Genomic DNA, 17,490 nt, shown 5'->3' with positions numbered 1-17,490 from the left:
CCGACGGATCGAGGGGCGGCTGTCCCGGCCTACCAGCGGGCGGCTCCCAGGTCCCGGGAGATCGCCCGCGCGGCTTCCCGGATCAGGCTGACCAGATGCGGGCGGGGCCGTCCCTGGCTGTCGCAGATCCGCTCGACCGGCCCGGACAGCCCGATGGCGCCGACGACGAGCCCGCCGTGCCCCCGGATGGGTGCCGAGAGCCCGGCCTCGCCCATGCTCATCTCCTGGATCTCGGCGGCCCAGCCGAGCTCCCTGACCTCGGCGAGCGCCCGGGCGAGCCGCTCGGGATCGACCAGTGTGTGCCGGGTGTACGCCTCCAGCCCCGGTGGCCGGACCGGCTCGACGGTCGCGGTCCCGAAGGCCAGCAGGACCTTGCCGAGAGAGGAGGCGTGCAGGGGCAGCAGCGCGCCCACGTCCAGGGTCTGGAAGGTGTCGTCCGGCCGGAACACGTGGTGGACGATGAGGACGCTGCCCTCCAGGGGGGTGCCGAGGCGCACCGCCTCCCCGCTGCGGGCGGCCAGGGCGTCGGCCCAGTTGAGGGAGCGCGAGCGCAGTTCGTTGACGTCCAGGTAGCTGGTGCCGAGGTGCAGCAGGGCGGCTCCGAGCTGGTACTTCCCGGTGGTCGCGTCCTGCTCCACGAAGTCGACGTGCTGGAGCGTGCGCAGGATGCCGTGGGCGGTGCCCTTCGCCAGCCCGAGCGACGCCGCCACCTCGCCGAGACCGAGCCGGCGGGGGCCGCCGGCGAGCAGGCGCAGGATCGCCGCCGCCCTTTCGATCGACTGGACTGGGCCGGCCATGAAGCGAGCCTATTACCGCTGCGGAACCTTCGCCGCGCGGACGGGACACGGGTCCCGGGCGGTGCGTTCGGTAATGCCGACCGCCGTTCATTGACCAGCCCGATTCGTCTCCATAGGTTTCCTGAAGTCCGGCAAGGTGTCGATTCACGCGCCCGGCCGGCCCACATCATCGGGAGAGAACATGGCGGCACAGCTCAATACGCTGCTACGGGCGGCGGCACACGAACTGGTGTGTCCGGTGCCGCCCGCCCCCGGCGCCGTCTCGGCCGTGCGCCGGTGCGCGGCGGCGGCCCTCGCCGACTGGAACGTGTCCGAGGAGATCGTCGAGGACGCGCTGCTGGTGGTGTCGGAGCTTGTCACCAACGCGATCATCCACGCCCGGCCCCCGGCTGAGCTGCGGCTGTCCTGGGAGGCGGGCGACGGCGGCGGCACGCTGCGCGTGGAGGTCACCGACACGGGACCCGCGTGCCCGGCGGGGCAGCAGCTCGGCTGGCTGGACCCGGACGAACACGGCCGGGGCGAGGCGATCGTGCACGCCCTGGCGACACGGCACGGCATACGGGTCCGCCGTGGCGGGGTCACCCGGTGGGCGGAGCTCGTCGCGGTCCGCGGCGTCTGAGGCGCGGCCCGCGGACCGGCCGGCACGGAGACCGGCTCCCGCGCGGCCGTCCTCCGCGGCAGGAGGAGCGCGGCGTCGTGCAGCCCCCGCCCGGCCACCAGGTCGGGGCAAGACCGGGATCAGGGGGTGGCCGCACGGCCGTAGACCCCTGCGTTTGGGGGACGCCTCGTGTGGGGCGGGGCCCCGGGCCCCACGCGCGGCCATGATCAGATCCGGGCCGAGGCCGCTACCCCGCCGGGCTCGGCACCGGTGTGTCGCCGGCCCGGTCCACCAGTTGCCGCTCGGGGTGATCGCGACGGGTGCCGGTGGCGCCGCGGTGGGAGTCGCCGAAGCCCCTCCTGCCTCCCCCCCCGGCACGGCGCGGGCGTCGGTCAGGCCGGTCCGTGCCGGTGCCGCGTGGTGAGGCTCAAGGCGTTGGCCGTCACCACCGCGCCGATGCCCGCCCACTCCACGGCGCCGAGGGCCTGGTCCAGGATCACCCGGCCGACCACGGCCGCCAGGACCGGGTTGACGCTCATGAACAGGCCGAATGTCTGTGCCGGTACACGGCGCAGTGTGAGCAGGTCGCTCAGGTACGGCACGGCGGAGGAGAGGACCCCGGCGGCGACGGCGCACAGGACGGCCCCGGCTGTCGGAGGCCGGCCGATCACTACGGCGATGCCGACGGGAAGGAAGGCCAGGGCGGACACGGCCGAGGCCGCCGCCGCGCCCTGCGCCCCGGGGATGCGCCGCCCGACGACCCGGTTGAGCAGGATGTACGACGCCCAGCAGCACGCGGCGGCCAGGCCGAGGGCCATGCCGGTGCAGTCGGCGGACGCGCGCGGTCGCAGCAGGACGACGACCCCGGCCCCGGCCAGCACCGCGCACCCGGCGTCCAGCCGCCGCCGGGACGCGGCGAGCGCGACGGTGAGCGGCCCCAGGAACTCCAGGGTCACGGCGAGACCCAGCCCGATCCGGTCGACGGCGCTGTACAGGCTGAGGTTCATCGTGCCGAACACCCCGCCCAGCAACAGCACCGGCCACCACTGCGGCCAGCTGAACCCGCGCAGCCGGGGGCGGGCCACGGCGAGCAGGACGAGCGCGGCGACGTACTGCCGTACCGCCACCACACCGAGGGGACCGAGGACGGGGAAGGCGAGCGCGCCGACGGCGGCGCCGGTCTGGTTGGACAGCCCGCTGCCGGCCATGGCGGCCACCGCGGCCAGCGGCCGGGGCGAAGGCGCGGACGCGGTCAAGGTCCCGGCCGCGACGGGGTGTTCGAGAGCTGATCCCATGCCCGGGATCGTGCGCGCAGGGCATGCTTGCGCAAAATGCATGCGTCACTCGATCTATACGCTGAGCGTATGCAGGACATCGATCTGCGCCAGTTGCGCTGTCTCGTGGCCATCGTGGACGAAGGCACGTTCACGGACGCGGCGATCGCCCTGGGCGTCTCCCAGGCCGCCGTCTCCCGCGCCGTCGCCTCCCTCGAACGCGCCCTGGGCGTACGACTCCTGCGGCGCACCTCCCGCGAGGTGACCCCCACCGCCACCGGCGCCCGCGTGGTGGCCCAGGCCCGGCGCGTCCTCGCCGACGTCTCCGACCTGGTCCGGGAGGCCACCTCGGGACACACCCGGCTGCGCGTCGGCTACGCGTGGTCCGCGCTGGGCCGCCACACGGTCGCCTTCCAGCGGCACTGGAGCGCGGCCCACCGCGACACCGACCTGCACCTGGTCCGCGTCAACTCGCCCTCCGCCGGGCTCGCCGAGGGCGCCTGCGACCTCGCCGTCGTCCGCAGACCGCTGGACGACCGGCGCTTCGGCACCGCCCTCGTCGGGCTGGAGCGGCGGCTGTGCGCGCTCGCCGCCGACGACCCGCTCGCCCGGCGCCGATCCGTGCGGCTGGCCGACCTCGCCGCCCGGCTCCTGCTGGTGGACCGCCGTACCGGCACGGCCACCCCCGACCTGTGGCCGCCGGACTCCCGGCCGGCCACCGAGGAGACCCACGACGTCGACGACTGGCTCACCGTCATCGCCGCCGGACGCGGGATCGGGGTGACCGCCGAGTCCACCGCGCACCAGTACCCGAGGCCCGGGATCGTCTACCGGCCGGTGCGCGACGCCGAGCCCGTCGCCGTCCGGCTGGCCTGGTGGCGTGACGATCCGCACCCGGCCCTCCGGGCGGTGCTGGAACTGCTCACCGAGCTCTACCGGGCCGGATGAGCCGGGGCGCCGGGGCCGAGTCCTTGCAGACAAAAATGTTGGCATTGGGCCACACAGCACGCGCTCGCGCAGCCGCGGCAGGCGATCTCGCACGGCGAGGTGGCACCGGCCCAGCGGCTGGTGGAGAACGAACCCGTCCGCCCACACCTCCGCCTCGCCCTCCAGCACGGTCACGTGCTCGTCGCAGTTGTGCGAGTGCGACGGCGCCCCGGAACCCACCGGATACACGCTCATCCCTGCTGCTCGCTGGTTCTTCCCGCCCGACGACGGCGTGGTGATCAGCGGGGTCGTGACGGCCGAGCCGCCGCGAACGGATGCCCTCCTCGCCCTGCGGGGCGGGGCGTCCGGCCCGGCGGGAGACCACGTCCCGGCCCGCCATCGCGCGGACCGGCCCGGCCGGGTCGAGTTCGGCGGCGGGCGCGGTGCGGACGACCGTACCGTCGCGGAGCACGGTGAGCCGGTCGACGACGGCCATCACCTGGTCGATGTGGCGCGAGATGTGGACGACCGCGACGCCCTCCCCGGAGGCCGCGCACCAGCGCGCGGATCCGGTCGGCGTCGACCGCGCCGGGGCAGACGGTCGGCTCGTCCAGGGTGAGGATCCGGCCGCCCCGGCGTACCTCGCGGGCGACCTTCACCATGTTCGGCGACGGTGAGCGAGCCCGCGGTCCGGTCGACGTCGTGGGCGAAGCCGAGCGCGGACAGGGCCGCGCGGGCCTGCTGCCTGACGTCCTTGCAGCGGACGGTGCGGGCCCGGGTGGTCAGGTCGCCGGGTGCGGAGCGGCCACCTCCGCTCCCGCCGTCGGCCGAGTGCGCAACCCGTGTCTGTCTGCCGAGAACGGCCACACCCGCGCCTACCGTCGAGTAATATCCGGCGGCAGGACACCAAAGGAGGTACCGTGCCCCGGTCCCCACGCTCACCCCTGCTGCTCGCCGGTCTGCTGGCGACCGCCGGAGTGGCCCACTTCGCCGTTCCGCGGCAGTTCGACGCGACCGTGCCCCGTGCGCTGCCGGGCTCGCCCAGGGCCTGGACGTACGGGAGCGGGGCCGTCGAGCTGGCCCTCGCGGCCGGGATCGCGGCGCCCCGCACCCGCGCGCTCGCCGCTAAGGCGGCGGCCGCATTCTTCGTCGGCGTGTTCCCCGCCAACGTCCAGATGGCCGTGGACTGGCGCCACCGGCCCGCGCCGCTCAGGGCGGCTGCCCTCACCCGGCTGCCCCTCCAGGTGCCGCTGGTGCTGTGGGCGCGCGCGGTCGCCCGGGGCGGGGAGGCGCGGTCATGACCGAGCGTGTCGAGATCGGAGCCAAGGCCGAGGACTTCGCCCTGCCCGACGAGACCGGCACCACCCGCCGGCTCACCGAGCTGCTGGCCGACGGCCCGGTCGTCCTCTTCTTCTACCCCGCCGCCCTCACCCCCGGCTGCACCGCCGAGGCCTGCCACTTCCGCGACCTCGCCGCCGAGTTCGCCGCCGTGGGCGCCCGGCCCGTCGGGATCAGCGGGGACCCTGTCGACAAGCAGCAGGAGTTCGCCGGCCGGCACCGTCTCGGGATGCCGCTGCTCTCCGACGCCGACGGCACGGTCCGCGAGCGGTTCGGCGTCAAGCGAGGCTTCTCCCTGGCCCCGACCAAGCGGGTCACCTTCGTGATCGCCGAGGACCGTACCGTCCTGGAGGTCGTCCGCAGCGAACTGCGCATGAACACCCACGCCGACCGGGCCCTCGCCGCCCTCCGCGCCCACCGGGGCTGAAGCGGACACCCCGCCGCTTGATGCGCCGGGACAATCGGATCATTCTGGGGCGTATGAAAGATGTCGCCGCCGTGGCGGTCATCGACGCGCACGGCACGGTGACCGGGTGGACCGAGGGAGCACGGCTGCTCACCGGCCACCCGGCCGACGAGGTCGTGGGCCGGCCCGCCACGGACCTGCTGGCCGAGGACGTCCCCGGCGACATCCTCACCGCCCCCGCCGGCCCGGTCGCCCTGCGCCACCACGACGGCCACCGCCTCGTGCTGCCCCTGAGCGTCTGCCCGCTCACCGGCGCCGCCGGACAGCCCGCCGGCTACGTCGTCACGGCCCTGCCCCCGGGCACCACCCTGGCCGCCCGAGCCTTCGAGCAGGCGTCCATGTCCATGTCGGTCTTCGACCTCCGCCAGCGCTACCTGCGCGTCAACGCCGCCGCCTGCCATGCGATGGGCGTTCCCGAGGAAGCGCTGCTCGGCCGGTCCTTCCCGGACACCGTCGCGGACACCGAGCACAGCCGTGGCTTCCTGGCCCAGCTGCGCGAGGTCGCCGAGACCGGCCGGCCCGTCCGCTACGAGAGCTACACCGCCGCCCCCGCCCTCGACCAGGAACAGGCCTGGAGCATCGAGATGTGGCCGGTGCGCGACGCCTCCGGCGAACCGGCCGCGGTCGCGCTCGCCGCGTCCGACAGCAGCGAGCAGTACTGGGCCCGGCGCCGCCTCGCCCTGCTGAACGAGGCCGCGACCCGCGTCGGCACCACCCTGGACGTGATCGGCACCGCCGAGGAGATGATCGCGGTGCTGGTCCCGCAGTACGCGGACTTCGCCAGCGTCGACCTGCTCGACTGGGTGCTCGGCGCCGACGAACCGCCGACGCCGCCGGACGGCGGGGTCGTCCTGCGCCGCGTCGCCCACGGCTCCAACCGCCCCGGCCACCCCGCGGCGGCCCTGTACCTCGGCGAGACCGACGTCTACCAGCCGACCTCCCCGCCCGCCCGCGCGCTGCACGAGAGCCGCGCGGTGCTCAGCCAGGCCGGCGAGCCCGAGTTCGTCCAGTGGGTGGCGGAACGCAACGCACGCTCGCCCGGGGGCCGCCCCTTCCGGCAGGGCGCCCACTCCATGATCGCGGTGCCGCTCCGGGCCCGCGGCACCACGCTGGGCGTCGCGGTCTGCGTCCGCATGGGCCACCCCGACGACTACGGCCCCGACGACGCCGTCTTCGCGGAGGAACTCGCCAGCCGCGCCGCCGTCTGCATCGACAACGCCCGCCGCTTCACCCGCGAACGCGCCACCGCCCTCACCCTCCAGCACAGCCTGCTCCCGCGCGGCCTGCCCGGGCAGGCCGCGGTCGACGTCGCCCACCGCTACCTGCCGAGCGGATCCCTGGCCGGCATCGGCGGCGACTGGTACGACGTCATCCCGCTCTCCGGCGGCCGGGTCGGCCTGGTCGTGGGCGACGTGGTCGGCCACGGCATCCAGTCCTCCGCCACCATGGGCCGGCTGCGCACGGCCGTCCGCACCCTCGCCGACGTCGACCTGCCGCCCGACGAACTCCTCACCCACCTCGACGACCTGGTCACCCACCTCGCCGCCGACGACAGCGGGGAAGAGGTCGCCGAACTCGGCGCGACCTGCCTGTACGCCGTCTACGACCCGGCCTCCCGCCGGCTCGCCCTGGCCGCCGCCGGCCACCCCGCCCCGGCCGTCGTCCTGCCCGGCGGCACCGCGGAGTTCCTCCCCGTCACCGCCGGGCCACCACTCGGCGTCGGCGGACTGCCGTTCGAGGCGACGGAACGGGAACTGCCCGAGGGCTCGGTCGTCGCCCTCTACACCGACGGCCTGATCGAGGACCGCGAGCGCGACCTGGACGGCGCCACCGAGGAACTGCGGCGCGCCCTCACCGCACCCGCCGCCTCCCTCGAAGCCCTCGCCGACGACGTCCTGAAGGCCGTCCTGCCCGACCAGCCCGGCGACGACGTCGCCCTGCTCCTCGTGCGCACCCGGGCCCTGGGCGCCGACCGGGTCGCCACCTGGGACGTGCCGCCCGACCCCGCCCAGGTCGCCGTCCTGCGGCAGGCGGCCGGCGGGCAACTGGCGGCCTGGGGGCTGGCGGAGACCGCCTTCGTCACCGAACTCGTCACCAACGCCATCCGCTACGGCGAACCGCCCATCCAGCTCCGGCTGATCCGCGACCGCGCTCTCATCTGCGAGGTCTCCGACGCCAGTTCCACCTCCCCGCACCTGCGCCGGGCGCACGCCTACGACGAGGGCGGCCGGGGACTGCTCCTCGTCGCCCAGCTCACCCAGCGCTGGGGCAGCCGGCAGACCGGCGCCGGCAAGACCATCTGGGCCGAGCAGCCGCTGCCCGGGGACTGATCACTGGAACGCGCAGCCGGGGTTCGGCGCGTCCCGCGAGAACGGGGAGCCGTGCGGCAGCACGTACAGCACATCGAGGACGAGCGGCGTGTCCCCCAGGTTGCGGCCGATGTGGACGTAATCGCTGCCGGACGGCTCCCGGATCGTCGCGCCCGTCCGGTACACGCCGTCCGAGCCGCACGTGGCGTCGAAGTGGCTGAGGGTGCCCTGCTCGACGACGCCGTACAGCGGGCCGTCGTGGTAGTGCCAGCCGGTGCTCTGGCCGGGCGGGACCGTGATCTCCCGCAGGGTGTAGTCGGTGCCGCCGACGGTGGTCTGCGCGAGGATCCGGGCCGTCACACCGGGCCCGGCCGGGGTCGCCCCGGCGGGGCCGCAGAGCGCGAGGGCGGCGGCGGTCACCACGCCGGCGACGACGGTACGGAGTGCGGTGCGCATGCGGGGCCTCCAGGGGGCGCGGGCGGACACCGCCCGAACATAGAGGCAGAGGAGGCGCGCCGGGGCCGGAACCCGGCGATCCGCATTCCTCCGCCCGCGCGCCGCTGAGCCGGTGTCACTCCCGGCCGGCAGCGGCGGCGACCTGGGCCAGGGTGCGCCCGCTGCGCACCGAGCGGGCCCGCCGGGGATCGGGGTGCCGTGCCCGTCCGGCCGCGCCGGTCCCTTGCGGACCAGCAGCCAGGCATCCTCCCCGTCCGTGCCGCCGCGGAAGCGGGTGAGGGCGTACTCGCCGTGCAGCTTCGCGCCGTGCAGCCGGAAGGTGGCGTGCCCGCGCGCCAGGGACTCCGCGAAGTCCGCCGGGCGCCCCCGGCGGTCGTGGCTGAGCGGCTCGTACGTCCCGCGGTCCCACACGATCACGGTGCCGCCGCCGTACTCGCCCTTCGGGATGACCCCCTCGAAGTCCTCGTACTCCAGCGGGTGGTCCTCGGTCGGCACCGCCAGCCGCTTGTCCCCGGGGTCGGTGGACGGGCCCTTGGGCACCGACCAGGACTTGAGGACGTCGTCGACCTGGAGCCGGAAGTCGAAGTGCATCCGCCGCGCGTCGTGGATCCGCACCACGAACCGGGGCTGCTCACCCCGTGTCCGCCGCGCCTGCCCCGACGGCTCACGGGTCCGCTCGAAGCCGCGCTTGCCGCGGTACGTCCGCAGCCGGTCCTCCGCCGCCACCTCCGGCTCCTTCCCACGACGCCTACGACCGCCGCACGCGCCCCCGGGTACCCCGCCCCGGTCCGGTCAGCCCGCGATGCCGTCCAGCTCGGCCATCGCGTCGTCCGGCAGCACCAGGTCCGCCGCGGCGATGTTCTCCCGCAGGTGCCCGGGGGAGGAGGTGCCGGGGATGAGCGCGATGTTCGGCGAGCGGCGCAGCAGCCAGGCCAGCGCCACCTGCTGCGGCGACGCCTCCAGCCGGGCGGCCACCTTCGCCAGCGTGTCCGACTGGAGCGGGGTGAACCCGCCGAGCGGGAAGTACGGCACGAAGGCGATGTTCTCCGCCGCCGTGCGCTCCAGCAGCGCGTCGTCCTGCCGGTTCGCCAGGTTGTAGAGGTTCTGCACGCTCACCACGGGCGCGATCGTCCGGGCCTCGTCCAGCTGCGCGGCGGACGCGGCGCTCAGCCCCAGGTGCCGGATCAGCCCGCGCTCGCGCAGCTCGGCCAGGGCGCCGAACTGGTCGGCGACCGAGTCCTCGTTCGGGGTGTCCATGTCGCCGAGCCGCAGATTGACCACGTCCAGCGTGTCCACGCCGAGGTCGCGCAGGTTGTCGTACACCTGCGCCTTCAGGTCCTCGGGGTGCCGGGACACGATCCAGCTGCCGTCGGCTCCCCGCCGGGCCCCGACCTTGGTGACGATGCGCAGCTCGTCCGGGTAGGGGTGCAGGGCCTCCTTGATGATCTGGTTGACGACGACGGGCCCGTAGAAGTCGGCCGTGTCGATGTGGGTGATGCCCGCCTCCACCACCGCGCGCAGCACCGCCACCGCCCGGTCCCGGTCCCGCGGCGGGCCGAAGACGTGCGGCCCGGCCAGCTGCATGGCGCCGTACCCGACGCGGGTCAGGGTCAGGCCGTCGGCCGGGGTGACGGTGCCACCGAGCTGTGCAGACATGTCGTACCTCTCAGGATGTTCCGGCCACCGGACGTTCCCGGTGGCCTCGCTCGCTTCGCCCTCCACGGTCCGCCCGATCCGCCCGGTACGGCAGTGCCCCGACGATCCTGGGAGTGACAGGGCCAGTCACCGCCGCCCGGCCGGCCGTACGGTGGGGGCGTGGACGGATCGAACGCGCTCGGTGAGTTTCTGCGCGCCCGCCGGGCGCTGGTACGGCCCGAGGACGTGGGGCTGCCCGGTGGCGGCCTGCGCCGGGTGCCGGGGCTGCGCCGCGAGGAGGTCGCGATGCTGGCCGGCATCAGCTCCGACTACTACCTTCGCCTGGAGCAGGGCCGCGACCGCAACCCCTCCGTGCAGGTGCTGGAGGCCATCGCCCGGGTGCTGCGGCTGGACGTGGACGCCACCGCCCACCTCGTCGGGCTCGCCCAGGAGCGGCCCGCGCCCGGCGTGCGCCCGGGGCGGCGGGCGCGGCAGGTCCCGGCGAGCCTGCTCCAGCTCATCGACGGCTGGCCGCGCAACCCCGCCTACCTCCAGAACCGCTACACCGACTGCCTGGCCGCCAACGCCCTCGCCACCGCGCTCACCCCGAACTACGCGCCCGGCGTCAACCTGCTGCGGGCCGTGTTCCTCGACCCCGCCGAGCGCGCCCTGCGCCGGGACTGGACGGACCTGACCGGGGAAGGCGTGGCCGCCCTGCGGTCCGAGGCCGGGACCGACCCGGACGACCCCCGGCTGCGCGACCTGGTCGGCGAGCTGTCGCTGCGCAGCGAACGCTTCCGCGCCCTGTGGGCCCGCCACGAGGTGCGTCCCCGGCGCGGCCGGGTGAGCCACCTCAGCCATCCCGAGGTCGGCGATCTCGACCTGCACTCCCACAAGCTGTCCGTGGACGGCACCGACGGACTCACCCTGGTCGTCTTCCACGCCGAGCCCGGCAGCCGCAGCGCCGAACTGCTGGACATCCTCGGCAGCCTCACCGCGCCCGGACGGACGAGCGCGCACGGCGAGGAACGGAAGGACGAGCCCGCCGAGGAGCCGTAACCCGGAACTCCTCGTGAGCTCAGAACTCCTCGTGCGTGTCGGGGTCCCCGCCGAGCCGGCGCGGGGAGCGGCGGGCGACGGCCGCCATCTGGTCCTCGTCCAGCCCGAAGCCGAAGACGTCCAGGTTGGCGCGCTGCCGTCCGGGGTCCGCCGACTTCGGGACCGGCAGCGCGCCGAGCTGTACGTGCCAGCGCAGCAGCACCTGCGCGGGCGTGACCCCGTGCGCCCGCGCGACCTCGGCGACCGCCGGGTCGTCCAGCGACACGCTGCCCCGGCCCAGCGGGCTCCAGCTCTCGGTGACGATCCCCCTCACCGCGTGGAAGGCGCGCAGTTCCTCCTGCGGGAACAGCCGGTGCAGCTCGATCTGGTTCACCGACGGCAGCACCCCGGTCTCCTTCTCCAGCCGCGTGAGGTGTTCGTGCGTGAAGTCGGAGACGCCGATGGAGCGGACCAGACCGTCCTCGCGCAGCCGGATCATCGCCCTCCACGCGTCGACGTACTTGTCCACCCGCGGGTTCGGCCAGTGGATCAGATACAGGTCCACGTACTCCAGGCCCAGCCGTCGCCGGGACTCCTCGAAGGACGCGAGGGTCTCCTCGTACCCGTGGTGGCGGCCGGGCAGCTTGGTCGTCACCACCACCTCCTCGCGGGGCACCCCGCCGCCCGCCACGCCCCGGCCGACACCGGTCTCGTTGCGGTAGTTCGCCGCGGTGTCGACCAGCCGGTAGCCCGCCTCCAGCGCCGTGCGCACGGCTCGCTCGGCCTGCGCGTCGTCCAGGGGCCAGGTGCCCAGGCCGATGGCCGGGATCGTCGTACCGTCGTCGAGCGTGTACCGCGGAACACCGTTCACGATGACCTTCCCTCGATCGTCTCCCCCTGTGTTTGTCCCCAGCCTCACGGATAGGGTGAGCGGTGATCAACCGGACGGGTGGGAAGAGGGCAGCGGACGGCATGGGCGGCGGCGCGGACAGGAACGGCGTGGGCGGCGGACGGCCCACCTCACGGGACGTCGCCCGGCTCGCCGGCGTCTCTCACACCGCCGTCTCCTTCGTCTTCAACGGCCGCGCCGAGGGCAACCTCTCACCCGCCACCCAGGAACGCATCCGGCAGGCCGCCGCACAGCTCGGCTACCGGCCCGACCCCGTCGCCCGCGGCCTGCGCCGCCGCCGTACGGCCGTGATCGGCCTGGTCACCGACGAGATCGCCACGTCCCCGTTCGCCGGCCGGCTGTTGCGCGGGGCCATGGAGACCGCCTGGGACAGCGACCACCTCGTCCTCACCGTGGACTCCGGCGGCGACCGGGCCAAGGAGGACGCGGCCGTCGCCGAACTCCTCGACCGGCGCGTGGACGGCATCATCTACGCCGCGATGTCCCTGCGCCGGGTCCGGGTCCCCGAGGGCCTGCACCGCACCCACTCCGTGCTCGCCAACTGCCTGCCCGAGGACGGCTCGCTGCCCGCCGTCATCCCCGCCGAACGGGCCGGCGGCCGGACCGCCGCACGCCTGCTCCTGGAGGCCGGGCACCGCAGGGTGGCCCTGGTCGGCGGGCAGGACGACATCGCCTCGGTGGAACGGCTGCGCGGCTTCCGGGACGCGCTGCGCGCCGAGGGCATCACCGTGCCCAAGGAGTGGGTCGTGCGCACCGGCGGCGAGATCACCGGCGGCTACGAGGGAGCCACCCGGCTGCTCGACGGCACCGCCCCGCACCACCGGCCCACCGGGATCTTCTGCTACAACGACCGGGTCGCGGCGGGCGTGCTGCACGCCGCGACCCGGCTCGGGATCGCCGTACCCGGGGAGCTGTCGGTGGTCGGCTACGACGACCAGGAACACATGGCCGCCTTCCTCACCCCGGCCCTGACCACCGTCGCGCTGCCGCACCGGGCGATGGGCGAGGCCGCGGCCCGGCTGCTGCTCGACGCCATCGACACCGGCCGCACCCCGCCCGCCACCGTGCGGCGGCTGGCCTGTCCCGTGGTCAGCCGCGCCTCGGTGGGACCTGCTCCCACGCGCTGACCCCGGCGTCCCCCTCGACCAGCAGTTCGGCGACATCGCCCGGCCGGTGGTAGACCCGCTCGGTCACCGTCGCCCGGTCCGCCACGAACAGTTCGAGCAGCGAGCCGTCGGCCAGCACGCGCACGGAGAGGCCCGGCCCCGGCGGCACTCCCACCGTCACCGGAGCCGATCCCCCGACGCCCTCGCGGGGCCACCCGGAGCGGTCCAGGACGACGGTGCCGGCGTCCGGGTCCAGCCGGAGCGTCAGCGCCCGGTCCGCCGACCGCAGCAGCGTGACGGTGGTGGCGCCGTACGCCGTCACCGTCAGGTCGTACGCCGGCGGAAGCGGCACCGCCCGGCCCGGCCGGGTCGCGAACGGCGCGTCGGCGCGCAGGAGTTCCAGCTCCGGGGCCGGTACGACCCGCAGGGTGCCGTCGGGACCGGCGTCGACGACCCGCGGCGCGGTGAGCGTGCCCGCCCAGCCCGCCGCCAGCACCGCCGCCTCGTCCCGCGCCTCCCACGACCAGCCCCACATCAGCGCCCGGCCCGGCTCCTGGAGGACGGCGGGAGCGTAGAAGTCCCGGCCGTGGTCGAGCCGGCCGCCGGTGCGGGGCACGAACCGGGGCTGCGTTCCGGGCGTCAGCCGGCCCGTCAGGTAACCGGTGGTCCGGGGGTCCCCGTCCCACAGGGACACCACCAGGACGTGGTCGCCGCCGGACGTCTCGAAGAGCTGCGGGCACTCCCAGCCGACCGCCTTGTCGCCGAACGCGCCGACCGCGACGGGGTCGTGGCCGTCCAGCAGGACACCCGCGAACCGCCAGTCGGTCAGCTCGTCGCAGCCGTACAGCAGCACCGAAGGGGTGCCGTCGGCGTGGCCGGCCCCGACCACGGCCCAGCGGCGGCCGGCGTGCCGGAAGACGAACGGGTCGCGGAACATCACCACGTCGAGTCCGGGGGGCGGCCCCGGGACCACCGGGACGGGCCGGGGCCGCCAGGTCAGGAGCCGGTCGTCGGCCGGGTCGGCGGCGCGGGCCAGGCAGATGGCGCCGAGCCCGGTGTGGGCGTGGTCGACGCCGGTGTACACCGCCGTGGGCACACCGCCGTCGTCCACCACACACCCCGACCAGCAGCCGGCCTCGTCGGGGCCGCCGGGCGTCGGGGTGAGGGCGACCGGGTGGTGCTCCCAGTGGACCAGGTCGGGACTGGAGGCGTGGCCCCAGTGGATGTCGGCGTGCACCGGGGCGGCCGGGTTGTGCTGGTAGAAGAGGTGGTGACGGCCACGCCAGCGGAAGGGGCCGTTGGGGTCGTTGATCCAGTGGGCGGGCGGGCGGACCCGGAAGCGGGGGGCGTCCGGGTCCGGGGCGGGAGCGGCGGGGCTCAACGGTTGACTCCTGCGGAGGTGATGCCCTCGCGGAGAGGGCGCTGGCCGACGACGAACACGGCGACGGCGGGGATCATGGAGAGGACGACACCCGCGAGGACCACCGAGATGGAACCGGTGCCGAGGTTGCCCTGGAGGGAGACCAGCCCCAGCGGAAGGGTGTAGTTCTGGCCGGAGGTCTCCAGGATGAGCGGGCGGAAGAACTCGTTCCAGTGGTAGTTGAAGGCGAGCACGCCGACGATCGCGAGGCCCGGCCGGGCCAGCGGGGCGTAGACGGACCGGAAGATCCGCCAGGGCCCGGCGCCGTCCAGCATCGCCGCCTCGCCCAGGTCCTTCGGCATGCCGAGGAAGTACTGGCGCATCAGGAAGGTGCCGAACGCCGTCGGGAACGCCGGCACGATCAGACCGAGCAGGGTGTCGGTCAGGCCCATCGACTTGAGCACCAGGAACACCGGGACGATCGTGACCTGCAAGGGGACCATCATGGTCGCCAGGACCAGCCCGAACAGCGGCTTCTTGAAACGGAAGTCGAGCCGGGCGAACGCGTAACCGGCGAGCCCCGCGGTGATCATCTGGCCGACCGCGATCAACGCGGTCACGAGCGTCGAGTTCAGCGCGAGCAGCCACACGTCGATCTGCTCGAACACACCGTGGTAGGCGGCGGCGCTGGGATGCGCGGGAATGATCTGCGGCGGCAGGTCGAACGACTCCGCCGGAGTGCGCAGCGAGGTGGACACGGTCCACACGACCGGCCCGAGGGTCAGCAGCGCGCACACCGTCAGCCCGGCGATCCGCGCCCACGGTCCGAGCGCGTACCGGGCACGGCTGAGGGTCGGGGTTGCTTGGCTCATGGGACTCACCCGGCTCACTGGTAGTGGACGAAACGCCGGCTGAGCCGGAACTGGAGGGCGGTGACCGCCATGATCAGCACGAACAGCAGCACGCCCACCGCGGACGCCTCGCCGAACCGCAGTTGCTCGAAGGCCTTCTCGTAGATGACCATCACGACCGTGCGGGTGGAGTCGCCGGGCCCGCCGTCGGTGAGGACGTACGGCTGCTCGAAGACCTGGAGCGCGTTGATGATGCCGACCACCGAGGCCACCAGCAGGGTGGGGGAGAGCAGCGGCAGGGTGATGGCGAGGTGCTTGCGCGGGCCGGTCGCGCCGTCGAGCGCGGCGGCCTCGTGGATCTCCTTGGGGATGTTGTTCAGTCCGCCGACGAACAGCAGGAAGGAGAACCCGAACTGCTGCCACACGTAGACGATGACCACCGTGGCCATCGCGCCGTGCTCGGAGGTCAGCCACGGCACGGGAGCGATCCCGAACAGGCCGATCAGCCAGTTGACCACTCCGAAGTCCTGGTTGAACAGGTACTTCATCACCACCGAGATGGACGCGGCGGACAGCACGAGCGGGAAGAAGAACGCCGAGCGGAACACCGACCGCAGCCACGTCGGCATCCGGCCGTTCAGCGTCAGCGCGAGCGCCAGCGCGATCAGGAGCTGCGCGGCGACCGCGAAGACCATGAAGACGAGGGTGTTGCGGAAGGACACCAGAACGGTCGTGTCGCCGAACACCTCCCGGTAGTTGGCCGTACCGGCGAAACCGGGCGAGTCGATCACGTTCCAGTGGAAGAGGCTCAGCACGACCGAACCGACGATCGGTACGACCGTGAAGATCACGATCCCGACCACGGTCGGCGCCAGGAACACCGCCGCCAGCAGCCGCGTCCCCCGCTCACGCGCTCCCGGGCGCACGGCCCGCGCGGCCGGGCTCGCGGCCCGCGGCCGCACGGAGGAGATCCGGGTGTCCGTCATACGTCACGCTCCATGGCCTTCTCCAGATCGCCCTGCATCCGGCGCAGCGCCGGCCCGACCGAACCCGGGCTCGACAGCGCCGTCCCGGTGTGCTTCAGCAGCACCTGGGTCACCTCGGCGACCTGCGGCGGGGCCGGGATGGGCCCGGTGTCGGGGAACCGGTCGAGGGTGTCGTAGAAGACCCGCCAGTGCGCCGGGCCGGTCTCCCGGTAGCGGTCCGCGGTCAGCATCGAACGGAGGGCCGGGGTGGTCTGGTTGGTGGTGAACAGCTTGCCCAGGGTGTCGCGGCGGGCCGAGTACTTGATGAACTCCCAGGCCGCGTCCTGCTTCTTCGAGGTGCGCAGCAGCGCGTAGCCGGCCGCGCCGAACTGGTGCCGCTGGGTGTGCCGGCGCGGGAAGTACTGCACGTCGAAGCCGTCGGCGCGCATCCCGGCCAGATGCAGACCGCCCGCCCAGAAGCCGCCGGCCGGGGTGACCCCGACCCGGCCGGTGGAGAACACGCCGATGAGGTTCTGGCCGTTGCCGCCCTCGGGCCGGGTGCACAGTCCGTCGTGGACCAGGGCGGCGAGATAGTCGTACGCCTCCACCACCCGGTCGTCCGTCGCCTGCGGGGTCGTCCAGCGGAAGCCGCCCCCGCGGCCCCGCCGCCGGTCCGCCGGGTAGAAGGCGTCCCACAGCCAGGAGCCGCCCGGCGCCTTGGACTCGGCGAGCAGGTTGGTGCCGTTCGCGAACAGCCAGGGGACCACCCCGCCCCACAGCCGGTTGGTCCAGAAGTACGGCGTGAAGTGGGAGTCGCTCGCCTTCTTCATCCGGCGCAGCAGCGCGGTGAAGTCGTCCCGCGTCCAGTCGCCGGCCGGGAACTCCGCGCCGGCGCGCCGCAGCACCTGGGTGTTGAGGTACATGTCGGCGGCGTTGAACTCGATCGGGAGCTGGTACAGGCTGCCCTCGTACATCATCGACTCCACCAGTGAGGGGTGGACGTCGGCGAAGTACTCCCGCAGTTCGGCCGCGTCCCGCCGTACCCAGCGGTCCAGGGGCACGCCCAGGTGGCGGGCGAACAGCTGCACGCCCTCGGTGGCCACGTAGACCAGGTCGGGCGCGGTGCCCGCCGCGATCTGCGTGAGGATCTTGGCGAAGAAGTCCGACCAGTCCACGGCCTGCACCGCGTTGACGCGGACCTTGATGTCGGGGTGCAGCCGGCGGAAGCCGTCGACCAGGGCGCGGACCCCGGCCGGGGAGAACGCGGAACCCAGGGTGGCGACGACCAGGGAGCCGTCGTCGCGGCCGGGGATGTCGGCTCCGGTGAGCCGGTCCCAGCTCGCGGCGGTGCCGGCGAGCGCGGCGGCTCCCGCGCCGTAGGCGCCGTACCGCAGCAGGGCGCGGCGGGAGAAGAGCGAGTCGGTCATCCAAGCGTGCCTAACTCGTGTTAGTCGAGGAGT

Annotated in this window: 16 protein-coding genes and 1 pseudogene; 7 read left to right on the top strand and 10 right to left on the bottom strand. The window is 74.2% G+C overall.

Going from position 1 to position 17,490, the window contains the following annotated elements; genetic code table 11:
• Positions 1-29 precede the first annotated feature (29 nt).
• Positions 30-797: an IclR family transcriptional regulator gene (locus tag IE273_RS13210; RefSeq protein WP_189815306.1), complete on the bottom strand. Its 768-nt coding sequence runs from the start codon at positions 795-797 to the stop codon at positions 30-32.
• 181 nt (positions 798-978) lie between these two features.
• Between IE273_RS13210 and IE273_RS13205 the strand changes: the two genes are divergently transcribed.
• Positions 979-1,416 (top strand): ATP-binding protein, encoded by a 438-nt coding sequence (locus IE273_RS13205; protein ID WP_189815305.1) that lies wholly within the window; start codon positions 979-981, stop codon positions 1,414-1,416.
• A 371-nt stretch (positions 1,417-1,787) separates the two neighbouring features.
• Here the strand turns inward: IE273_RS13205 and IE273_RS13200 are convergent, their stop codons facing one another.
• Positions 1,788-2,612 (bottom strand): EamA family transporter, encoded by an 825-nt coding sequence (locus tag IE273_RS13200; protein WP_189815365.1) that lies wholly within the window; start codon positions 2,610-2,612, stop codon positions 1,788-1,790.
• Positions 2,613-2,759: 147 nt separating this feature from the next.
• Here IE273_RS13200 and IE273_RS13195 point away from each other — a divergent pair, with 147 nt between their 5' ends.
• The 4 genes from IE273_RS13195 (at position 2,760) to IE273_RS13180 (ending at position 7,730) form a co-directional block, all read left to right on the top strand.
• On the top strand, positions 2,760-3,617 hold the full coding sequence (locus tag IE273_RS13195; protein ID WP_189815304.1) for a LysR family transcriptional regulator: 858 nt from the start codon (positions 2,760-2,762) through the stop codon (positions 3,615-3,617).
• Positions 3,618-4,516: 899 nt separating this feature from the next.
• Complete coding sequence (locus IE273_RS13190) at positions 4,517-4,897, top strand: DoxX family protein (RefSeq protein WP_189815303.1); 381 nt, start codon at positions 4,517-4,519, stop codon at positions 4,895-4,897.
• Positions 4,894-5,361 carry a peroxiredoxin gene (locus IE273_RS13185; RefSeq protein WP_189815302.1) on the top strand — a complete coding sequence of 156 codons (468 nt, stop codon included), beginning with the start codon at positions 4,894-4,896 and terminating at the stop codon, positions 5,359-5,361. Before IE273_RS13190 ends, IE273_RS13185 begins: the two co-directional genes overlap by 4 nt.
• Before the next feature lie 53 nt (positions 5,362-5,414).
• Entirely contained in the window at positions 5,415-7,730 is a 2,316-nt protein-coding gene (locus IE273_RS13180; RefSeq protein WP_189815301.1) for a SpoIIE family protein phosphatase, read from the top strand.
• Here the strand turns inward: IE273_RS13180 and IE273_RS13175 are convergent, their stop codons facing one another.
• The 3 genes and pseudogenes from IE273_RS13175 to IE273_RS13165 form a co-directional block, all read right to left on the bottom strand.
• On the bottom strand, positions 7,731-8,165 hold the full coding sequence (locus IE273_RS13175) for a cupin domain-containing protein (protein WP_189815300.1): 435 nt from the start codon (positions 8,163-8,165) through the stop codon (positions 7,731-7,733).
• Positions 8,166-8,280: 115 nt separating this feature from the next.
• Positions 8,281-8,891 (bottom strand): annotated as a pseudogene (locus IE273_RS13170) (DNA polymerase ligase N-terminal domain-containing protein).
• Between the two features lie 66 nt (positions 8,892-8,957).
• Positions 8,958-9,821: an oxidoreductase gene (locus tag IE273_RS13165; protein ID WP_189815299.1), complete on the bottom strand. Its 864-nt coding sequence runs from the start codon at positions 9,819-9,821 to the stop codon at positions 8,958-8,960.
• A 159-nt stretch (positions 9,822-9,980) separates the two neighbouring features.
• On the opposite strand from IE273_RS13165, the gene IE273_RS13160 reads away from it, so the two are divergent.
• Positions 9,981-10,859, top strand: coding sequence for a helix-turn-helix domain-containing protein (locus IE273_RS13160; RefSeq protein ID WP_189815298.1), 879 nt, complete (start codon positions 9,981-9,983; stop codon positions 10,857-10,859).
• Positions 10,860-10,878: 19 nt separating this feature from the next.
• Here the strand turns inward: IE273_RS13160 and IE273_RS13155 are convergent, their stop codons facing one another.
• On the bottom strand, positions 10,879-11,709 hold the full coding sequence (locus IE273_RS13155; protein ID WP_189815297.1) for an aldo/keto reductase: 831 nt from the start codon (positions 11,707-11,709) through the stop codon (positions 10,879-10,881).
• 101 nt (positions 11,710-11,810) lie between these two features.
• Here IE273_RS13155 and IE273_RS13150 point away from each other — a divergent pair, with 101 nt between their 5' ends.
• Positions 11,811-12,875 (top strand): LacI family DNA-binding transcriptional regulator, encoded by a 1,065-nt coding sequence (locus IE273_RS13150; RefSeq protein ID WP_189815364.1) that lies wholly within the window; start codon positions 11,811-11,813, stop codon positions 12,873-12,875.
• Here the strand turns inward: IE273_RS13150 and IE273_RS13145 are convergent.
• From IE273_RS13145 to IE273_RS13130, 4 genes are read right to left on the bottom strand one after another with little or no spacing between them, the layout of a single operon-like run.
• Positions 12,838-14,235 carry a glycoside hydrolase family 32 protein gene (locus tag IE273_RS13145; RefSeq protein WP_189815296.1) on the bottom strand — a complete coding sequence of 466 codons (1,398 nt, stop codon included), beginning with the start codon at positions 14,233-14,235 and terminating at the stop codon, positions 12,838-12,840. The genes IE273_RS13150 and IE273_RS13145 overlap by 38 nt on opposite strands.
• Complete coding sequence (locus tag IE273_RS13140; protein WP_189815295.1) at positions 14,232-15,086, bottom strand: carbohydrate ABC transporter permease; 855 nt, start codon at positions 15,084-15,086, stop codon at positions 14,232-14,234. Before IE273_RS13140 ends, IE273_RS13145 begins: the two co-directional genes overlap by 4 nt.
• 14 nt (positions 15,087-15,100) lie before the next feature.
• Positions 15,101-16,051 (bottom strand): carbohydrate ABC transporter permease, encoded by a 951-nt coding sequence (locus tag IE273_RS13135; protein ID WP_189815294.1) that lies wholly within the window; start codon positions 16,049-16,051, stop codon positions 15,101-15,103.
• Positions 16,048-17,457 (bottom strand): extracellular solute-binding protein, encoded by a 1,410-nt coding sequence (locus IE273_RS13130; protein WP_189815293.1) that lies wholly within the window; start codon positions 17,455-17,457, stop codon positions 16,048-16,050. Before IE273_RS13130 ends, IE273_RS13135 begins: the two co-directional genes overlap by 4 nt.
• Positions 17,458-17,490: the final 33 nt, after the last annotated feature.

The organism is Streptomyces olivaceoviridis (genome assembly GCF_014650115.1).
GTDB lineage: Bacteria > Actinomycetota > Actinomycetes > Streptomycetales > Streptomycetaceae > Streptomyces > Streptomyces olivaceoviridis.
This window is presented reverse-complemented; position numbering and strand designations above follow the sequence as displayed.

What these genes read in the sequence shown, in the direction of transcription:
- IE273_RS13185 (WP_189815302.1), top strand. Translation starts at nt 4,894, where the DNA reads ATGACCGAGCGTGTCGAGATCGGAGCCAAGGCCGAGGACTTCGCCCTG.
- IE273_RS13175 (WP_189815300.1), bottom strand. Translation starts at nt 8,165, where the DNA reads ATGCGCACCGCACTCCGTACCGTCGTCGCCGGCGTGGTGACCGCCGCC.
- IE273_RS13180 (WP_189815301.1), top strand. Translation starts at nt 5,415, where the DNA reads ATGAAAGATGTCGCCGCCGTGGCGGTCATCGACGCGCACGGCACGGTG.
- IE273_RS13195 (WP_189815304.1), top strand. Translation starts at nt 2,760, where the DNA reads ATGCAGGACATCGATCTGCGCCAGTTGCGCTGTCTCGTGGCCATCGTG.
- IE273_RS13135 (WP_189815294.1), bottom strand. Translation starts at nt 16,051, where the DNA reads ATGACGGACACCCGGATCTCCTCCGTGCGGCCGCGGGCCGCGAGCCCG.
- IE273_RS13150 (WP_189815364.1), top strand. Translation starts at nt 11,811, where the DNA reads ATGGGCGGCGGCGCGGACAGGAACGGCGTGGGCGGCGGACGGCCCACC.
- IE273_RS13165 (WP_189815299.1), bottom strand. Translation starts at nt 9,821, where the DNA reads ATGTCTGCACAGCTCGGTGGCACCGTCACCCCGGCCGACGGCCTGACC.
- IE273_RS13205 (WP_189815305.1), top strand. Translation starts at nt 979, where the DNA reads ATGGCGGCACAGCTCAATACGCTGCTACGGGCGGCGGCACACGAACTG.
- IE273_RS13140 (WP_189815295.1), bottom strand. Translation starts at nt 15,086, where the DNA reads ATGAGCCAAGCAACCCCGACCCTCAGCCGTGCCCGGTACGCGCTCGGA.
- IE273_RS13210 (WP_189815306.1), bottom strand. Translation starts at nt 797, where the DNA reads ATGGCCGGCCCAGTCCAGTCGATCGAAAGGGCGGCGGCGATCCTGCGC.
- IE273_RS13130 (WP_189815293.1), bottom strand. Translation starts at nt 17,457, where the DNA reads ATGACCGACTCGCTCTTCTCCCGCCGCGCCCTGCTGCGGTACGGCGCC.